At 37.6% G+C, this 18,590-nt stretch carries 19 protein-coding genes; 12 read left to right on the forward strand and 7 right to left on the reverse strand.

Annotated features, from left to right (window positions below):
* The first annotated feature begins 107 nt into the window (after positions 1 to 107).
* The 3 genes from HJG58_RS02115 to HJG58_RS02125 all read left to right on the forward strand — a co-directional run bounded on the left by HJG58_RS02115 (position 108) and on the right by HJG58_RS02125 (position 2,277).
* The gene (locus HJG58_RS02115; RefSeq protein WP_170247760.1) at positions 108 to 680 is read left to right on the forward strand and encodes a TetR/AcrR family transcriptional regulator; all 573 of its coding nucleotides are present in this window, start codon (positions 108 to 110) and stop codon (positions 678 to 680) included.
* A gap of 140 nt (positions 681 to 820) precedes the next feature.
* A complete protein-coding gene (locus HJG58_RS02120; protein ID WP_170247761.1) occupies positions 821 to 1,366 on the forward strand; it encodes a 1-acyl-sn-glycerol-3-phosphate acyltransferase in 546 nt (181 codons plus the stop codon).
* Between the two features lie 161 nt (positions 1,367 to 1,527).
* Entirely contained in the window at positions 1,528 to 2,277 is a 750-nt protein-coding gene (locus HJG58_RS02125; RefSeq protein ID WP_170247762.1) for a YebC/PmpR family DNA-binding transcriptional regulator, read from the forward strand.
* A gap of 44 nt (positions 2,278 to 2,321) precedes the next feature.
* Here the strand turns inward: HJG58_RS02125 and HJG58_RS02130 are convergent, their stop codons facing one another.
* Positions 2,322 to 2,792: an Lrp/AsnC family transcriptional regulator gene (locus tag HJG58_RS02130; RefSeq protein ID WP_002050132.1), complete on the reverse strand. Its 471-nt coding sequence runs from the start codon at positions 2,790 to 2,792 to the stop codon at positions 2,322 to 2,324.
* A 344-nt stretch (positions 2,793 to 3,136) separates the two neighbouring features.
* Here HJG58_RS02130 and HJG58_RS02135 point away from each other — a divergent pair, with 344 nt between their 5' ends.
* Entirely contained in the window at positions 3,137 to 4,450 is a 1,314-nt protein-coding gene (locus HJG58_RS02135) for a DcaP family trimeric outer membrane transporter (protein ID WP_309171744.1), read from the forward strand.
* Positions 4,451 to 4,500: 50 nt separating this feature from the next.
* Here HJG58_RS02135 and HJG58_RS02140 read toward each other — a convergent pair whose 3' ends face one another.
* The 5 genes from HJG58_RS02140 to HJG58_RS02160 all read right to left on the reverse strand — a co-directional run bounded on the left by HJG58_RS02140 (position 4,501) and on the right by HJG58_RS02160 (position 9,066).
* Entirely contained in the window at positions 4,501 to 5,244 is a 744-nt protein-coding gene (locus tag HJG58_RS02140; RefSeq protein ID WP_032062408.1) for an amino acid ABC transporter ATP-binding protein, read from the reverse strand.
* A gap of 13 nt (positions 5,245 to 5,257) precedes the next feature.
* Entirely contained in the window at positions 5,258 to 5,935 is a 678-nt protein-coding gene (locus HJG58_RS02145) for an amino acid ABC transporter permease (RefSeq protein WP_032062410.1), read from the reverse strand.
* A gap of 2 nt (positions 5,936 to 5,937) precedes the next feature.
* Positions 5,938 to 6,780: an amino acid ABC transporter permease gene (locus HJG58_RS02150; RefSeq protein WP_170247763.1), complete on the reverse strand. Its 843-nt coding sequence runs from the start codon at positions 6,778 to 6,780 to the stop codon at positions 5,938 to 5,940.
* Positions 6,781 to 6,874: 94 nt separating this feature from the next.
* Complete coding sequence (locus HJG58_RS02155) at positions 6,875 to 7,768, reverse strand: amino acid ABC transporter substrate-binding protein (protein WP_170247764.1); 894 nt, start codon at positions 7,766 to 7,768, stop codon at positions 6,875 to 6,877.
* 533 nt (positions 7,769 to 8,301) lie between these two features.
* A complete protein-coding gene (locus HJG58_RS02160) occupies positions 8,302 to 9,066 on the reverse strand; it encodes a glutathione S-transferase family protein (RefSeq protein ID WP_170247765.1) in 765 nt (254 codons plus the stop codon).
* A gap of 344 nt (positions 9,067 to 9,410) precedes the next feature.
* Here HJG58_RS02160 and HJG58_RS02165 point away from each other — a divergent pair, with 344 nt between their 5' ends.
* From HJG58_RS02165 to ychF, 7 genes are all read left to right on the forward strand, one after another.
* Positions 9,411 to 10,646, forward strand: coding sequence for an SfnB family sulfur acquisition oxidoreductase (locus HJG58_RS02165; protein WP_170247766.1), 1,236 nt, complete (start codon positions 9,411 to 9,413; stop codon positions 10,644 to 10,646).
* 12 nt (positions 10,647 to 10,658) lie between these two features.
* A complete protein-coding gene (locus HJG58_RS02170; protein WP_170247767.1) occupies positions 10,659 to 11,882 on the forward strand; it encodes an SfnB family sulfur acquisition oxidoreductase in 1,224 nt (407 codons plus the stop codon).
* Positions 11,882 to 13,294, forward strand: a complete 1,413-nt coding sequence (locus HJG58_RS02175) for an LLM class flavin-dependent oxidoreductase (protein ID WP_170247768.1) — start codon at positions 11,882 to 11,884, stop codon at positions 13,292 to 13,294. Before HJG58_RS02170 ends, HJG58_RS02175 begins: the two co-directional genes overlap by 1 nt.
* A gap of 14 nt (positions 13,295 to 13,308) precedes the next feature.
* On the forward strand, positions 13,309 to 14,139 hold the full coding sequence (locus HJG58_RS02180) for a MetQ/NlpA family ABC transporter substrate-binding protein (protein ID WP_170247769.1): 831 nt from the start codon (positions 13,309 to 13,311) through the stop codon (positions 14,137 to 14,139).
* Between the two features lie 5 nt (positions 14,140 to 14,144).
* Positions 14,145 to 15,221, forward strand: coding sequence for a methionine ABC transporter ATP-binding protein (locus HJG58_RS02185; RefSeq protein WP_170247770.1), 1,077 nt, complete (start codon positions 14,145 to 14,147; stop codon positions 15,219 to 15,221).
* Positions 15,202 to 15,861: a methionine ABC transporter permease gene (locus tag HJG58_RS02190; RefSeq protein WP_170247771.1), complete on the forward strand. Its 660-nt coding sequence runs from the start codon at positions 15,202 to 15,204 to the stop codon at positions 15,859 to 15,861. Before HJG58_RS02185 ends, HJG58_RS02190 begins: the two co-directional genes overlap by 20 nt.
* A gap of 93 nt (positions 15,862 to 15,954) precedes the next feature.
* A complete protein-coding gene (gene ychF, locus HJG58_RS02195) occupies positions 15,955 to 17,046 on the forward strand; it encodes a redox-regulated ATPase YchF (RefSeq protein WP_170247772.1) in 1,092 nt (363 codons plus the stop codon).
* 52 nt (positions 17,047 to 17,098) lie between these two features.
* Here the strand turns inward: ychF and HJG58_RS02200 are convergent, their stop codons facing one another.
* Complete coding sequence (locus tag HJG58_RS02200; RefSeq protein WP_170247773.1) at positions 17,099 to 17,620, reverse strand: Mpo1 family 2-hydroxy fatty acid dioxygenase; 522 nt, start codon at positions 17,618 to 17,620, stop codon at positions 17,099 to 17,101.
* Between the two features lie 92 nt (positions 17,621 to 17,712).
* Here HJG58_RS02200 and HJG58_RS02205 point away from each other — a divergent pair, with 92 nt between their 5' ends.
* The gene (locus HJG58_RS02205; RefSeq protein WP_170247774.1) at positions 17,713 to 18,420 is read left to right on the forward strand and encodes a Crp/Fnr family transcriptional regulator; all 708 of its coding nucleotides are present in this window, start codon (positions 17,713 to 17,715) and stop codon (positions 18,418 to 18,420) included.
* The last annotated feature ends 170 nt before the right edge of the window (positions 18,421 to 18,590 follow it).

Below are 18,590 nucleotides of genomic sequence, written 5' to 3' on the forward strand. Positions count from 1 at the left end.
TCACAATCTCAACTTGAATCAAATTCACTTTTTCATTATCATAATTTGTATTAAAAATTTAATATTTTAGATTAAGTTATAATTAGTTTTAACTATATGGAATAGTAATGTCAAAAAAAGAAGATATTATAAATACTGCTTTAAATTTATTTAATCAGATTGGGTACAATGCTACTGGTGTCGACCGTATTATTGCCGAATCAAATGTTGCAAAAATGACTTTCTATAAATACTTCCCTTCAAAGGAAAATTTAATTATGGAATGTTTGCAACATCGGAATATAAATATCCAAAACTCTATCAATGAACAGTTGAGTTTGCATAAAGATGCTACTCCGCTAGAACAAATTCATATTATTTTTAATTGGTATATTGAATGGATCAATAGCGAAACATTTAATGGATGTTTATTTAAAAAGGCATTTATTGAAGTATCCAAACAATATACTTCAATTCGTGAACCATTTTATGAATATACAAAATGGTTGACTAATTTATTACATGAAAAACTTACTCAATTAGGCATAGAAAATCCAACTCCCCTTGTTCATATCATTATTTCTATTATTGATGGGATGATTATTGATGGGACGACAGATAAAAACCTTATTAACCCTGAAAAAATTTGGAAATATATTGAATATTTAATTAATGAAGAGATACCAGAACAGGCATCTTAATTTTAAAATTATCTAAGCTTATTATTCTATAACTTAGATAACCTTTAACTTTTGTGGTCTACTTTAGCTTTCATAATTTTTCTAGGCTTTTTTACAAACTCATATTAGAATCCTGAAAATTTATCACCTTGCACTGATGTATGAAAAAATTTCTAGGTAATTCTATCTTTAAAGCCGTTGGCTGGACTTACAATGTAGACCCTCAAATTCTTGAGAAAAAACAAGTTATTATTGGCTTTGAACATACCTCAAATCTAGATGCAGTGCTATCGATTGCCCTCTTCCAAATGTTAGACATCAAAATTCATACGTTAATAAAGAAGGAACTCTTTAAGGGCCCACTTAAGCCCCTTCTAGAAAAACTTGGTGGCATTCCTGTTGACCGTAAAGCAAGTAAAGATATCGTTTCGCAAATGGTTGAACAATTTCAAACCCATGAAACATTTAACTTAGTGATTGCTCCAGAAGCTACACGTGCTAAAGATGGCTCTGAACGAAAGCCTATCCGTACAGGTTTTTGGCATATTGCCAAAGCAGCTAATGTTCCTATTGTTTTAATGTATGCCAATGCTCGAAGTAAACAAGGTGGGATTTTAGGTAAAATTTACCCGACTGATTTACAAAAAGACTTGGAAACCATTAAAGAGTTATATGCTCAATTTGACATAGATGTAAAAATTAACTAAATCAAATTGGACTTGATTTGACCAAATCTCACTCATTAGGTCTTAAGCTTATTGTTCTTATTCAATTGGCTAACAAAACGCAGGGCAACAGTTTTCAACAAAACCAAGCCTATGCTAATATTCCAGCACTTTTGCATTTTCTTTTTTTGGAGTTCACGTCCATGGCGGGTCATTCTAAATGGGCCAATATTAAGCATCGTAAAGCTAAACAAGATGCAAGTCGCGGTAAAGTTTTTACTAAATATATTCGTGAAATTGTGACTGCTGCCAAACTTGGTGGTGGAGATCCTGCTAGCAACCCTCGTCTGCGTGCAGTAGTTGAAAAAGCTCTCTCAGTTAATATGACACGTGACACCATTAACCGTGCAATCCAACGTGGTGCTGGTGGTGAAGATAATGATGATTTAAAAGAAGTAACTTACGAAGGTTATGGGGTTGGCGGTGTTGCTGTTCTTGTTGAAACAATGACAGATAACTTAAACCGTACAGTGCCAGATGTACGTCACTGTTTTAGTAAAACAAATGGTAACTTAGGAACTGCGGGTTCTGTGTCTTATCTATTTACTAAGCGTGGTGAGATTACTTTTGAAGATGTTTCTTTAGAAGACAAAATCATGGAAGTTGCTTTAGAAGCTGGCGCTGAAGATATTGAAGTTTCAGAAGATGGCATTTTAGTAATCACCTCACCTGAGACTTTCGGTGAAGTACAAGATGCCCTTACTGCTGCTGGTTTAAAATCTGATAACGCAGAAGTTGTGATGAGTCCATCCACAAAAGCTGAAATTACAGATGTTGATCAAGCAAAACAAATTCTTAAAATGATTGATATGTTTGAAGATCTTGACGATGTACAAAACGTTTATACTAACGTTGAATTCTCGGATGAGGTTTTGGCTCAACTTGATGCTTAAATCAAACATTTGAATCAAAGAAAACGCACCATTTGGTGCGTTTTTTATAGCTTGTTGAGCAAGTTATAGCAATTAAACACATTATATTCTTTAATGACAAAGCTAGAATGCAAAGCAACTACATTGTCGATTTTTCCAATACGTCTTAATAAAATTTCACTGTAGTCATCCATGTTGCGTGCTACAAGCTCCAAAATAAAATCTGCACTTTGCCCTGTGACTAAGAATGCGTTTGTTACTTCTGGAATTGCCTCTATTTCAGACAAAAATTTATCAAATGTTTCACTATCATGTTTGCTCAATGATACTTGCAATAAAATATGTAAAGTAAAACCAAGCTTACTAAAATTAATTTCCCTTTTGAGCTGCCCCATGATGTTGGCTTCAATCAGGTGCTTAATACGTCGATGCACAGAACTGACTGACAGATTGATCCGTTCTGAAAGTTCATTCAAATTTAAGTCTTCATGAGACAAAATTTCTAGAATTTGTTTATCAAAACGATCTAACTCCACTCTTATCTCCAGCCAGAATTTCACAGTAAAGACAGTATAACCCTATACCACCACCTCTGCATTGAAAATACAAAGGTTTATGGGCAGCAAAACTCTTTTTCTTTTATAGACCTTAATTCTTTTATGCCTTTTAAACGTGCAAGTAGTGTCAGGGGAGGTTCATTTTAGAGAGTCAGTTTATGCTTAAATCTGATTTATCGATGCAAAATCCTTATTCTCACTATCATTTGAGGCTAAAAAGGAAGTAAACATCAAAATTTGACTATTTTTCAAACTTCGTAAAGTTGGCATCATTTTTGTTATGTATTTGCAGGAAAATTTTTATCCATGTCGGGGGAGTTCCTGTGAATAAGATCAAAACACTAGTGTTAGCAATGAGTTCTTTAGGTGCAATGGGCGTGACGATGCCTGTGCATGCCGCTACAGATGCTGAAGTTAACGCCTTACGTGATGAAGTAAAGGAGTTAAAACAACTCGTTCAGAAACTATCTGATCAACAAAAAACAGCTTTAAATGTCACTGCTCCAGCAACAATTCCCGCAGCACCAGCGCCCCCTACACCTCCTGCATCAAAACCAGGTTGGATGGCTATGGCCGATGGACAAACTCAAGTCAAGCTTTATGGTAGTGTTCGTGCAGATGCAACCTATGACTTTAAAGGTTCAAATGGCAGTATTTCAAATGGTGCCAATTATCCACTCAATAAAGATGATCCAAAACAAGACTCACTCAATGTATCTGCAGCAACTTCACGAATTGGCTTAGATATTACTCGTCCAACTCAATATGGAGATTTAACAGGTAAAATTGAAGCCGATTTCATGGGTGGCAATGGAGATAATGGCAATGGTACTTTCCGTGTTCGCCATGCCTATATGTCTTTAGGAAAATGGTTAGCTGGTCAAACAACTTCACCGTTTGTAAACACAGATACATCACCAGAGACAGTAGATTTTAATGGCGCTATTGGTACAGGTACTACACGTACAGTACAGGTTAGATACACTCAGCCAATTAATGCACAACAGAAAATATTAGTTGCCTTAGAAGGTGGTGATGTTGAAAAAGCTGGTAATGCTGCCGGTGGAAGCCGCTTTCCTGCTTTAACAGCACGATATGATTTCAAAACTACAAATAACAAAGGCCTATTACAGTTACATGGTCTTGCCCATGAAAACCGTGTAGCTCCAAAAGATAGTGCTTCTGAAGAAAAATTTGGTTGGGGTGTAGGTGTTGGTGGTAAATATGATTTAACGCCTCAAGATAGCGTAGTTGCTAACTACTATCATGTTAAAGGCGATGGCCGTTATTTACTTTATAGCAATTCAGCTTATAACTATGACACAACAACACAGGATATTAATTTAGGTGAATTTGATAGCGCAGTAATTGGATATCAACGTAAATGGAGCCCTATTCTACGTTCTACTTTTGCTATAGGTGGTATTCAATATAAAGATGATAATGTCTATGCAAATAGCAATTTAACCAATACTAGCTATAACAAAGAAATTTATAACGCTTTAGTCAATTTAATCTGGAACCCAGTTAAAAATATTGATTTAGGAGCCGAATATACTTACGGTCAACGTGAAACTTTTGCCGGTGACAAGGGGGATTATTCACGTATCAACCTGCTAGCAAAGTATAGTTTCTAAAAATTAGATATAAAAAAAGAGCCTTTAATGGCTCTTTTTTATTAGGGTTATTAGTGCATCGCCTGAATTTTTTCTAAGAAAAGTTTAGCACGCTCATGACGAGCTTCTAAATTATCAAAGAATTCATGAGTTGGGCAATCTTCTAAAATTTTACCTTCATCCATAAAAATTAAACGGTTAGATACTCTTTTAGCAAAGCCCATTTCATGCGTAACACACATCATGGTCATACCTTCATGTGCGAGCTGTACCATAACTTCAAGAACCTCACCGACCATTTCAGGATCAAGTGCAGAAGTTGGTTCATCAAACAACATACAGATTGGGTCCATAGACAAGCCACGTGCAATCGCGACACGTTGTTGCTGACCACCCGATAACTGCCCCGGAAACTTATCTTTATGTGCAAGTAAACCTACACGTTCTAAATATTTCAAACCTTTTTCGCGAGCATCTGCAACTGAACGCTTTAACACTTTAACTTGAGCAATCGTCAAATTTTCCAAAACAGTCATGTGTGGAAAAAGTTCAAAGTGCTGAAAGACCATTCCCACTCGTGAACGGAATTTAGCCAGATCTGTTTTTGGATCTTTAAGCGAAATCCCATCAACAATAATGTCACCTTGTTGAAATGGTTCTAGAGCATTTACTGTTTTAATGAGTGTTGATTTTCCTGAACCAGATGGTCCACAAACAACAACGACATCACCTTTTTCAATACTCGTCGTGCAATCTGTTAAAACTTGAAAATCACCATACCATTTAGAGATATGTTGGATGTCTATCATTGGCATTTAAAATCTCCAATTAGCGAATGATGGCAATTTTTTGCTGTAAGCGTTTGACTAATTGCGACAGCACAAACGAGCTACAGAAATACACTACAGCGACGATTAAATAGAATGTTGCTTTCGTTTCAGGTCCATAAGTATTAGCTAATGTATCTGCACGACCTAAAAAGTCTGGTGCACTAATCACATAAACTAACGATACATCCTGAAACAGAATAATGGTTTGAGTTAACAATACCGGAAGCATGTTGCGAAAGGCTTGAGGTAAAACCACATAGCGCATTGATTGACCATAGGTAAAACCAAGCGCGTAGCCTGCATGTACCTGACCTTTTGAAATAGACTGAATTCCAGAACGTACAATTTCCGAAAAAAATGCAGCTTCAAAAATAGCAAAAGTTACAACGCTCGAAAATAGCGGCCCCCAATAGGTATCAGATTGAAACTCAAATATTTTTGGTAACAAAAAGTAGAAAATAAAGATCACCTGAATCAGTGGAATACCACGAAACAGATCAACATAAAATTTTGCAAAATTACTTGCGATGGCATTGCTAGATAAACGCATCATTGCCAATGGGGTTCCAATTAGGATACCGCCCATCATTGCTAGTACCGTTACGGTAAGCGTAAAAATGAAACCTTCTTTGAGTGCTGCGATCACGTCAGGGTTTTGTAATAAAGAAAAATCCATGATTACTTCCCTCCTGAACCTAAGCCAGGTACAGCCATTCGTTTCTCAATCCATGCCATTACAAACTTAATGCTATAAGTGATAATCAAATAAACAGGTGTAGAGAGGATAAGAATGATGATGTCCTGAGAAGTTTCTTCACGCATCGTTTTCGTATAAGCAAAGAAATTCAACACACTCAACGCATATAAAACAGCTGAGTTTTTGAAAACGTTCATTGCTTCAGATGTAATCGTTGGCCATACGGTACGATATGCAACCGGTAAAATGACATAACGATAGCTTTGTGCAGTAGTAAAACCCATAGCGGAAGCTGCGAACTTCTGTCCACGAGAAACGGTATTAATTCCGGCACGTATGTGCTCAGATACACGGGCAGCCGTGTAGAGACCTAATGCAAAAACACCAATAACCGCTGGTTGTTGATTTAATAGATTTTTCCACCATCCACCAGCAACCACATCCCCACTACCTGCACTTAAGCTGTCCGGTAGAAATTCCGGAAAAACAAAAGCCCAGAAGAATAGTTGCACAATAAGTGGAATATTACGGAAAATTTCAACGTAACAATTGCCGATAAATGCGAGAGGTTTGTTAGGTAATGTACGAATTACCCCTAGGAGAGAACCTAATAAAAATGCGATAAGAAAGGCTATAATAGCTGTCCAAACCATAGTGAACACGCCTGAACCTAACATTTGTAACCATGTGGGTGCCTCAGCATAAGCATTGTAGCTTGAGCTACCAATAGCTTTACAAACTGATTCTGCCCATGCGGCTTTATCGACACCATATTCATTAGACTCCGCACAGAATATAGTCCAGTTTAGCGAGCCGACTGACATGTTTGCCCCTTAAATTAATATCTTTAGAAAATAGACCACTTGTGCAAATGAATCTTTACACTTACACAAGTAAATTTAGGACAAAAAGATCCAGTTAGATTCCAGCATCTGTTGGGTTAGCTTTTAATTTCTTATAAGATGAACTTTGTTGCATGTTCAAATTCGTATTTTTTGGTGGAATTGGAGATAAGAACCACTTCTTATATAAAGCGTCCATTTGACCAGTTTTCCACAAGTTCTTTACAGTACGGTCTGCAACCGCTTTAAATTTTGGATCATCTTTAGCAAGCATAATTCCATAAGGTTCAGATGAAAGTACTGGACCTACAATTGCAAAAGCTTTAGGTGTAGAAGATTTAGCAATCAAGCCTGCTAAAATATTATCATCCATTACAAATGCAGCAGCACGGCCAGATGCCATCATGGCAAAAGAATCAGCATGATCCTTACCATAAATATTTTGAACATTAATTGCCTGACCTTTCTCATTCATCTTGATGTATTTGTCAGATGTGGTGCCTTGAGTGGTAACAACAGCTTTACCATTTAAGTTTGCCAAACTTTTAATGCCTGAATTTGCTTTAACAGCCATGCGCACTTCAGTTGCATAGTAGTTAGTTGAGAAACCAACTTGTTGCTGACGTTGTTTAGAGTTTGTAGTAGTACCACATTCCATATCGATATTGCCTGCCAAAAGCTCAGGAATACGTGTTGATGAAGTTACAGCCTTGTACTCAACTTTTAAGCTAGGCATTTTCAGTTCTTTTTTAATGTCATTTGCAAACTGGTTACAGATATCGACTGCATAACCTACTGGTTTACCTGCAACAACATATGAAATTGGATCTGAAGATTCTCGATGACCAATTACGATCTTTCCGGTACTTTTAATTTTAGCTAATGTATCTGCTGCTTGAATTTGAGAAGTAGCGCCAACCGTACAAAGCATAACTGTTGAAATAATGAGAGAGGTTGCAGAACGTTTCATAAGAACTCCTTGATGATCATTCTCTCTATTTATCTATAGAATCATTCATATAGAGCAATAGAGTGATTTTTTATTAAATTGCAATTATCGAGCCAACTTTTCCAAGTCGGATCCATCCATTTGCTTCACTTATTCTATTCAATCTGTTTTGCAGAATTAATACCTTTAAAACTGCTCACATGTTTCTACTTTAATCTATGTTTTAATCTTCTGTCTATTATTAAGCTCATCTAATTACACTTAAATGTGGCAATTATTGATTACAATGTAAACACATGCACAATAAAGTGGCTTAACTTTGGCTAAAAATAGTATTTAGAAAAAATGTATTTTCCAAAAAATTATAAAAATTAAAGTTATTAGTCATTTAGATAAAATTGAATTTATATTGTAAAAAGTAATTTTGGCGGCAAAATAATATAAACAAATGGCTTAATAAAAATCATTTAGAAAATTGATAGTAATATCTACATTAATAAAATAACTAGCAAAGATAAAAATAAGCCCCGATTTTCTCAGGGCATTTTATAATTTTAAATTCCTCGCCAATCTACTCGCGCATTACGCTCAGTTTGATATATTCTTAAAACATACTGACCTAGAGGTAAATCGAGTAAATTTTGCTGATAGTTATTCCATTCTTCTGAAACACCTTCAGCTTCTTCCCGCTCCCACGGCGTGCCCTTTATTTCTAATAAAGGAGCAAGCATAGAACAAACAGAAATATCAGCAAGACTTAAGCGATCACCCACCATATAACGTGCCTGATTTTCGATTAAGCAGTTATTTAATTCATTTATGAGCTCATCCATGTGCTCTTTTGACTGGTTGACTAGCTCTTCTTCAAGTTTATAGTTCTTCTTTACCAGTGTTTTGAGGAATGGCTTCGATATTTTTTCAAACTGACGTAAATAGCCTTGTTCACCCATCATAATTTCTAAAGCATGGTCTCCATGCGCCAACGTGTGAGCTAGAGCCCAACGACGGACATGAATACCTAGCTCATCAGCCAAACTATCTATTTTTAATGTTTGCTGTCTTAATTGTTCATCACGACGTAACAGTGAATGCTCCGGATAAGTATCATCCAGATAAAGTGCAATTTTAGTCGATTCAGCGATCCATTGATGATCATCTTTCAAAATAGGCAGTAAATTTTGGCCTGTTTTGAGTTGTGCAAAAGCACGATGAAAGCCTGGAATTAAGTTATGAGCCACATAATCAAGTTCTTTATGGTCTAACAACCAGCGAGCTTTTTCACAATAATGGGACAAAGGAAACTGATACAAAACCCGCATAAAATCTCCACGTTTATTTTTATTTGACTATTTGTACAAAAATGGTCGTCGGTAAGTAGATACTTTAGAAGCTATTTTTAGTTAAAACAATGGATATTGTGCTCATTTTTCACTGACACTTAAGTCTATTTTTTTATATCTTTTTTTACCGTACTTATTGCTCTTTTTCATATTAAAACCAATTCTATTATTATTTTTCCACATAATAACCTTAAACTATTGTTTTTTATAATCTTTCGATATCTCTATTTTTTCATTAAAAAGCAAAAAAAATGCTTTGCACTTTATTTCATAAGCTGAGCATAAGTCCTCGTTTAGTGGAAAAATATTTCTTTTGTAAGGTAATGACAGCAATACAAGGTGTCATTATGTCTAATTCTCTATCAAAAACGACTGCCTACGTCCAAATCATTCAAAATGATCAACAAGCGATTAATGCTGCTTATCAAGTGGCGGATTATGCTTTAGAGGGTCGTAATACACGTGATCAACAACGCTTATTACCGCATGAGCAAATCGAAAACTTTAGCCAAAAAGGTCTAGGTGGTATTCGCATTGCAAAAAAATACGGCGGTGCTTTTGTTTCCAATAAAACTTTGGCTCAAGTTTTCCGTATTTTGAGTAAAGGTGATGCGAATGTTGGTCAGATTCCACAAAATCAGATTAGTCTGTTAAACCTGATTGAAATCATGGGTACAGAACAACAAAAACAATTTATCTTTTCAGAAATATTAGCCGGCAAGCGTCTTGCCAATGGTGGACCAGAACGTAATACCCATGATTCAAAAACCTTAAAAACCAATCTTACTGTTGAAAACGGCAAATATATTTTAAACGGTGAAAAGTTTTATTCGACGGGAACAAGTTTTGCGCATTGGCTTGCAATTAAAGCGATTCATCCCGAAGGCCATGTGGTTTTAGTGATTGTTAACCGAGATGCTCAAGGTATTGAAGTCATTAATGACTGGAATGGATTTGGGCAACGTACGACAGCGAGTGGTACGGTTAAATTAAATCATGTTGAAGTTAATCCAGAACTCATTTTTGATGAACGCTTATTAACTAAAGCCCCTACTTATCGCGGTGCTTATTCTCAGTTATTACAAGTAGCCATTGATGTCGGTATTGCGGAAGCTGCTTTTGATGATACTTTATCGACTATTCATAAAGCACGTCCAATTATTGATGCAAATGTTGAAAAAGCCAGCTTTGAACATTACACCCTGCAAGAGGTAGGTAAGTTAAATATTTTACTCGACGCAGCAATTTTACTGCTTGATGAAGCTGCTGAATATTTAGATGAACTTGATCAACTTCAAACGGTGACTGACGAACAAGTAGCAAAAGCTTCAATTTTGGTTGCCGAAGCAAAAGTCTATGCCAATGATGCGGCTCTACAGATCTCTGAAAAATTACTAGAGCTAGGCGGTAGCCGTTCAAGTTTAAGCCAACACAATTTGGATCAACATTGGCGAAATGCCCGTGTACATACCTTACACGACCCTGTTCGTTGGAAACTACATGCCATTGGCAATTATTACCTTAATGGTCATTTCCCTGCCCGCCATGCCTGGATTTAAGGAGAAATTGTCATGACTTCATATCAATCGGTTCAAACCAAACAAACGTCGGCATCTGGCCAAGCGCACATTATTCAAAATGATGCTGAAGCATTAGAAGTTGCCACACAGTTTGCTGAGCAATTTAAAAAAACCGCAGTTGAGCGAGACGCTAAGCGAATTTTACCGTATACCGAAATTGATGCATTGAGCCAGTCTGGACTTTGGGCAATTACAGTACCTAAGCAATATGGCGGTGCCGAAGTTTCAAGTCATACCGTTGCTAAAGTAATTGCTCTTTTAAGCGGTGCAGATGGTTCAATCGGACAAATTCCGCAAAACCACTTCTATGCCTTAGAAGTGTTACGCAATACAGGTACAGAAGCTCAAAAACAACGGTTATATGGCGAAGTTTTAAATGGCACTCGCTTTGGTAATGCACTTGCTGAGTTTAAAACCAAAACTTCAACTCATAAGCAAACCAATATCCGTCCACACGAAAATGGCTACCTGATTCAGGGTGAAAAGTTTTACTGCACAGGAAGTTTATTTGCTCACCGTATTCCAACCTTAGTTTTAGATGATGCAGGTCGAGAGTGTCTAGCCTTTGTAAAAAGTGGTTCACAAGGATTAAAACTTGTTGATGACTGGTCTGGCTTCGGACAGAAAACGACAGGCAGCGGCACAGTTAAGTTTGATCAGGTTTTTGTCGATGTTGATGATGTTATTCCTTTTGATACTGCATTTTTACAACCAACCTTAGTGGGTCCTTTTGCCCAAATTATGCATGCATCGATTGAGGTAGGTATTGCACGTGCAGCCTTTGAAGAAAGCTTGCAAAGAGTACATCAAGCTCGTCCATGGATTGACTCACAAGTAGAAACAGCCAACCAAGATCCTTTAACGATTTATGAGCTAGGACGCATTGCTGTAGATGTACGAGCAAGTGAAGTTTTATTAAAACAAGCTGCGCAATCAATCGATGCCGCAAAAATTGAGACCACACCTGAAAGTATTGCGAAAGCATCCATCGATGTTGCCAAAGTACGTGCTCATAGTAGTGATACGGCGCTAAAAGCTTCGTCTAAGCTGATTGAACTTGCTGGTAGCCGTGGTAGTCAATCACAAGATGGTCTAGACCGTTTCTGGCGCAATGCGCGTGTGCATACCTTACATGATGCTGCACGATGGAAATATTACTTTATTGGGAACTATGTTCTTAACGGTGTTCTACCACCTCGACGGGGGACATTGTAATGGCAGATTTTAAAGCAAAAGAGATTTTATTAAACGCCTTTGACATGAACTGTGTTGGACATATCAATCATGGCTTATGGACACATCCACGTGATGAATCACACCGCTTTAATGAACTGAGCTATTGGACAGAACAAGCCAAAACATTAGAAAGTGGTTTATTTGACGGCTTGTTTATAGCAGATATTACAGGTGTGTATGACGTCTATCAAAATGGTATTGATCTGACTTTAAAAGAGTCCATTCAACTTCCAAGCCATGACCCATCTACACTCATTTCAGCAATGGCGGCAGTCACTGAAAACTTGAGTTTTGGGGTCACTGTGAACTTAAGCTATGAACATCCGTATCAATTTGCACGCCGCTTTGCGAGTCTCGACCATTTAACTCAAGGTCGTATTGGCTGGAATATCGTGACGGGTTATCTCGATAGTGCTGAACGTTTGATTGGCCAAAAAGGTTTAAAAGACCATGATGCCCGCTATGAACAAGCCGAAGAGTTTTTAGAGCTTTGCTATAAATATTGGGAAGGTTCATGGGAAAACGACGCCGTTAAAAAAGATAAAGCACGACGTGTTTTTACAGATCCATCTAAAGTTCACACCATTCACCACCACGGAAAATATTACCAAAGTGAAGGTGTGTTTCAGGTGTCTCCTTCTGTACAACGCACACCAACACTGTTTCAAGCAGGTGCTTCCCCCAAAGGTATGCAGTTTGCGACGCGTCATGCTGAGTGTGTATTTATTGGCGGCGACAAACCCGAAAAAATACGAGAACAAGTGAAAAAGATTCGTGCTCTTGCAGAACAGCAAGGCCGTTCAGCGGATGACATTAAAGTCTTCGTTGGCATCACCGTTGTTGTTGCCGAAACACATGATCTCGCTGTACAGAAACTTAATGAATATCGTCAATATGCAAGTCCTGAAGCTGGCTTAGCGCATTATGCGAGCTCAACTGGCATCGACTTAAGTAAATTTGCCGACGATGAAGCAATTCCTTACCAAAAAAGTAACAGTATTGTTTCGATTACCGAAAAATTTAAAGAGCAACAAATCACAAAAAATGACTTAAAAGCTCAACATGTTTTGGGTGGTCGTTATCCACTCATTGTGGGTAGTGGCGAAGAAGTTGCTGAATACCTAATTCATCTTTTAGATGAAACCGATATTGATGGCTTTAATTTGACACGTACAGTTGCACCTGAGTCTCACCACGACTTTATTCGCTTGGTCATTCCTGAGCTACAACAACGTGGTCGCTATAAAACTACATATAAAACGGGTTCACTACGGAACAAAATTTTTAATCGGGGTGACCAATTACCAGAACAACACCCCGTTCAAGCGTTCCGATGTAGTCCCTATAACAACAGCAAAAACTTAACAACAGTTGAAGAAATAACCGCCTAAATTTGGAGATAGACATGGCTCAAACAGCCTCAAAAAAATGGCTAGGCATAGGCTTAGTCGTTGTAGTCCTTGTTGCTGCTTTAATCTTTTGGAATAAACATCGCCAAAGTGGCTCAAATGAACTTGTGATTGGGATTAGTCCCCCATTTGCAAAAACTTTACAAGCTGCTGCCGATGAAGCAAAGAAACAGGGTTTAAATGTAAAACTGGTCGAATTTTCTGACTGGAATACACCAAACATTACTTTAAATCATAGGGATATTGATGCGAACTTTTTCCAGCACCAACCTTTCTTAGACAATGCAATTAAAGAAACTGGCTTTAAATTAAAAGCATTTGCAGTGGGTGCAGCATCACATGTGGGACTTTATTCAAAGAAATATAAAAGCCTTGATGAATTGCCACAAAACGCACGTGTAGTCATTCCAAATGATCCAGTGAATCAAGGTCGTGCCCTACTACTTTTACAGCAAGCTAAATTAATTACGCTTAAAGATTCAAATAATCATTTATCTGCACTAAAAGATGTAGTTTCAAACCCTAAAAATTTGCAATTCGTAGAGGTTGAAGGGCCACAGACTGCTCGTGCAATTGATGATGTTGACTTGGCTTTTGGCTATCCGCATTACCTACGCTTAGCAAAAACAGCTGACCCCGAAAGTGCACTTTTACTTGATGACAATACCAATAAACGTTATGCAATTTTGTTTGTAGTGCGTGATGACTACCAAGATACGGGCGATAAGTTAAAGAAATTTGTTGAGATCTATCAAAACTCACCAAAAGTTAAAGCTGTGTTAGATGCTGAGATTGGGCCAACACTTTGGTTCCCTGGCTGGAAATAAGGAGAATGACAATGGTGAGTTTTGGATCACAAGTTGATTTTTCTCTACCCCATATCAAAATTCGCGGTTTAAATAAGTTTTACCAATCGCAAGGTCAAAAACTGCATGCTTTAAAAGAGATTAACCTTGATATTCCTCAAGGTAAGATTTTAGGCATTATTGGTAAAAGTGGTGCAGGCAAATCTTCCTTGCTCCGTACTTTAAATGGCTTAGAACAGGTAAATACTGGCAGTATTCATATTCATCAACAAAACATTGCTGAATTGAGCCATGCCGAGCTTATTCAAACTCGCCAACGAATTGGAATGATTTTTCAACATTTCAATTTAATGTCTGCAAAAACAGTTTGGGAAAATGTGGCATTGCCCTTAAAAGTTTCCAATTACAACAAAGCAGATATCGACCAACGTGTAAATGAGGTTTTGGCACTGGTGGGATTAGCTGATAAGTCTGGCTACTACCCATCTCAACTTTCAGGCGGACAAAAGCAACGCGTCGGTATTGCACGTGCACTTGTTCACCATCCAGAAATTTTACTTTGTGATGAAGCCACTTCAGCACTTGATCCAGAAAGTACTGCCACTATTTTGGCTTTACTTAAAAAGATTAATCATGAGCTGGGTCTTACTATTGTATTAATTACTCACGAAATGCAGGTCATTCGAGAAATTTGTGATCAAGTGGTGGTGATTGACCAAGGTGAGATAGTAGAGGCCGGACAAGTTTGGTCTGTATTTTCACGACCAGAACAACAGATTACTCAAGAATTGCTGAATCTTGAACAGATCACTCTGCCTTTTAAAATCAGTCCTCTACCCGATGAAAATTCGACGCATATTATTGTAAAACTGAAATATGAGGCTGACGCACATCAGGCTCCCGATATTCAAGAACTACTTGCCAGATTTAAAGCACCTGTCAATTTATATCAAAGTCAGGTCGATACCATTCAAGGGCACATTATTGGCTCACTTTTAGTCGGTATTCCTAACGTAGAAATTGATCTTTCATCTATACGACAAGACACATTAACTGCAATTGCACAATTTGAGGTACTTGGCTATGCACGACCAGCTCATTGATTTATTAATTACTGGAACTGTAGACACCTTACTCATGGTAGGTGCATCTGCATTTATTGCTTTTTTAATTGGCTTACCCATTGCCGTTGTTTTAGTAAGTACCTCCGAGCACGGCATTCACTCCTCACAAAAGATTAATCAAGCTTTGGGTTGGATCATCAACATTACTCGCTCTGTACCTTTTCTTATATTAATGGTCGCTCTGATTCCACTAACTCGCTGGATCGTAGGTACAAGTTACGGTGTATGGGCAGCCGTTGTTCCCTTAACTATTGCGGCAATTCCCTTTTTTGCGCGTATTGCAGAAGTCAGTTTACGTGAAGTCGACCAAGGCTTAATTGAAGCTGCACAAGCCATGGGTTGTAACCGTAAACAAATTATCTGGCATGTACTTTTACCAGAGGCTTTGCCGGGTATTGTGGCGGGTTTTACCGTGACTATTGTGACTATGATCAATTCCTCTGCGATTGCTGGTGCTATTGGTGCAGGTGGTCTAGGAGACATTGCTTATCGTTATGGCTATCAACGTTTTGATATGCAAATTATGGTGGCCGTCATTTTAGTGTTAATTGTTTTAGTCATGTTAGTACAAGCGACTGGCGATGCATTAGCCCAGCAACTTGATAAACGTAAAGTTTAAAAGCAATACAACCCTGCTCTAGCCATGACTTTGTCATGGCTTTCATGTAAAATCATCGACAATTTTTAATTTACACATTTGTGAGTGGTTTTCATGGGTTTTAATTGCGGTATTGTTGGTCTGCCAAACGTAGGGAAATCTACCCTTTTCAATGCATTAACGAAAGCAGCGATTGCAGCGGAAAACTTCCCTTTCTGTACCATTGAACCAAACACAGGTATTGTTCCTGTACCAGATCCACGTTTAGACAAACTTGCTGCGATTGTTAAACCACAGCGTATTTTGCCAACTACAATGGAATTTGTAGATATTGCAGGCCTTGTTGCTGGTGCGTCAAAAGGTGAAGGCTTAGGTAACCAATTCCTTGCTAACATCCGTGAAACTGATGCAATCGCTCATGTTGTACGTTGTTTCGAAGACGAAAACGTGATTCACGTAAATGGTAAAATTGATCCGTTAGACGACATCGCAACCATCAATACTGAACTTGCACTTGCCGATCTCGAAACTGTTGCTAAAGCAATTTTACGTTTAACTAAAGTTGCTAAAGGCGGTGATAAAGAAGCTGTAGCAACTAAAGCAGTTTTAGAAAAAATCCAACCGTTACTTGACGAAGGTAAACCAGCGCGTGCAGCTGATTTATCTGATGACGAACGCAAATTAGTTCGTGGTTTTGGTTTAATGACTTTAAAACCAACTATGTATATTGCAAACGTTGCAGAAGATGGTTTTGAAAACAACCCGCACTTAGACGCAGTTAAAAAACTTGCGGCTGAAGAAAACGCTATCGTTGTTCCTCTATGCAACCAAATCGAAGCTGAAATTTCATTATTAGAAGATGAAGATCGTGCTGAGTTCCTAGAAGCAATGGGCATGGAAGAACCAGGTTTAAATGTGGTTATTCGTGCAGGTTATGCACTTTTAGGTTTACAGACTTATTTCACTGCTGGTGTACAAGAAGTTCGTGCATGGACTGTAAAAGTTGGCGCAACCGCTCCTCAAGCAGCTGGTGTGATTCATACTGACTTCGAAAAAGGTTTTATCCGTGCTGAAGTTGTTGCATATGAGGACTTCGTACAATACAACGGTGAAAACGGCGCTAAAGAAGCTGGAAAATGGCGTTTAGAAGGTAAAACTTACGTTGTTCAAGATGGTGATGTAATGCACTTCCGTTTTAACGTTTAAGTTTTAAACTTAAGAAAGAAAAAGCCCCAATATGTTGGGGCTTTTTTTATATTTAATGACTTAAATCCATCGTCTCTCGTTTACTACGCGCCTCTTGTAAAATACGCTCATGCAGTGACTTTCTAAAACCTAGCATAAATATAAATTCTGCCAATACAAATAATGGTCCTATCACAAGTCCTATCACATCATCAACAAAAGCAGGTTTTTTCTTTTCAAAATAATGTCCCACAAACTGAAAGACCCAACCGACAACAAAGAAGCCAATACTTGCTGCCAACCACTCTCCAAAAGATAACTGTGCAATTTGATTGGCTAGTGGATACACAGCGACTAAAAGAACGAGCATGAGTAAGCCAAATACTTTATCTAAAATAAAATAATAGATCGTACTAGCTGCAATCAGTACTATGGCTAAAGTCAGTTTAAAACTACCAATATCGATGCCTGCTCTTGCGGTTAAACACAAAATTGAAAACACGATAAGCGGAATACCAATAAAATGCGTCAATATATTTTTATGATTTAAATGATAAGCCGCATATTTGCTAAGCTGTTGCTCCAGATTTGACATGAGTTATTCCCTATTCATCAACATATAGTCATACTGTACAAATAAGGAAAACTTAAAGTTGTCAGCTATCTGACAAAGTAAAGAATTTTTTCATGGATGACCGAATTTTGGATCTAATTTATATTAACCGACTAAAAGAGAACACTTGGTTTAGTGTGCTTCCAGAAACATTCCAAAATTTTATTTTAGAACATGGCAAGCAAATTATTTTTGATAAAAATAGCTACGTTTTCCACGCTCAAGATGAGTTTGATGGCATTTATACCGTACTTGAAGGCTCAATTAGCTTGGGTTATGTCGATGTAAATGGTAATGAAGCTCTTTCTGCAATTGCTGAGCCGATTATGTGGTTTGGTGAAATATCACTAATTGACCATGAACCGCGCTCACACGATGCCATTGCCTTGAAAAAAAGTACAGTTCTACATATTCCTGCAAAACCATTAAATGATCTACTCAAGGAAAATCCATATTATTGGTATTTTTTCGCACGTTTAACGAGCCAAAAACTCAGGTATGTTTTCTTAGAACAGATTGCTATCCAAACACGTAGTATTTCTCAACGGCTTGCTCAGCGTCTTCTGTTCATTTTAGAGGGATACGGTAACCATATTCTTATTCAAGATCATCAAATTCATATTTCTCAAGAACAGTTGGCAAATATGCTGACCACATCTAGACAGACGATCAATCATGAGCTGAGCCTGCTCGAAAAACAGAAAATCATCAAAATTGCTTTCAGAAAAATTGAGATTCTAGATATTGAGAAATTGAAAGTAGTTGCTCAAGCACAATGCTAATTTTTTAAAAGCGGCTAAATAATAAAAACTTAAAATTAAATTAAAAAATTAGATAACACTGCAAAACAACACATTGGTCAAACTCTATTTCCACAAAATAAATGTGTTAAAGCAGATATTTACACCCTACACTCAAGCTGAGCAATAATACTCAACAAGGCGCTGATTAA

The sequence above is a fragment of the Acinetobacter geminorum genome, assembly GCF_013009345.1.
In the GTDB taxonomy this organism is placed as follows: Bacteria; Pseudomonadota; Gammaproteobacteria; order Pseudomonadales; family Moraxellaceae; genus Acinetobacter; species Acinetobacter geminorum.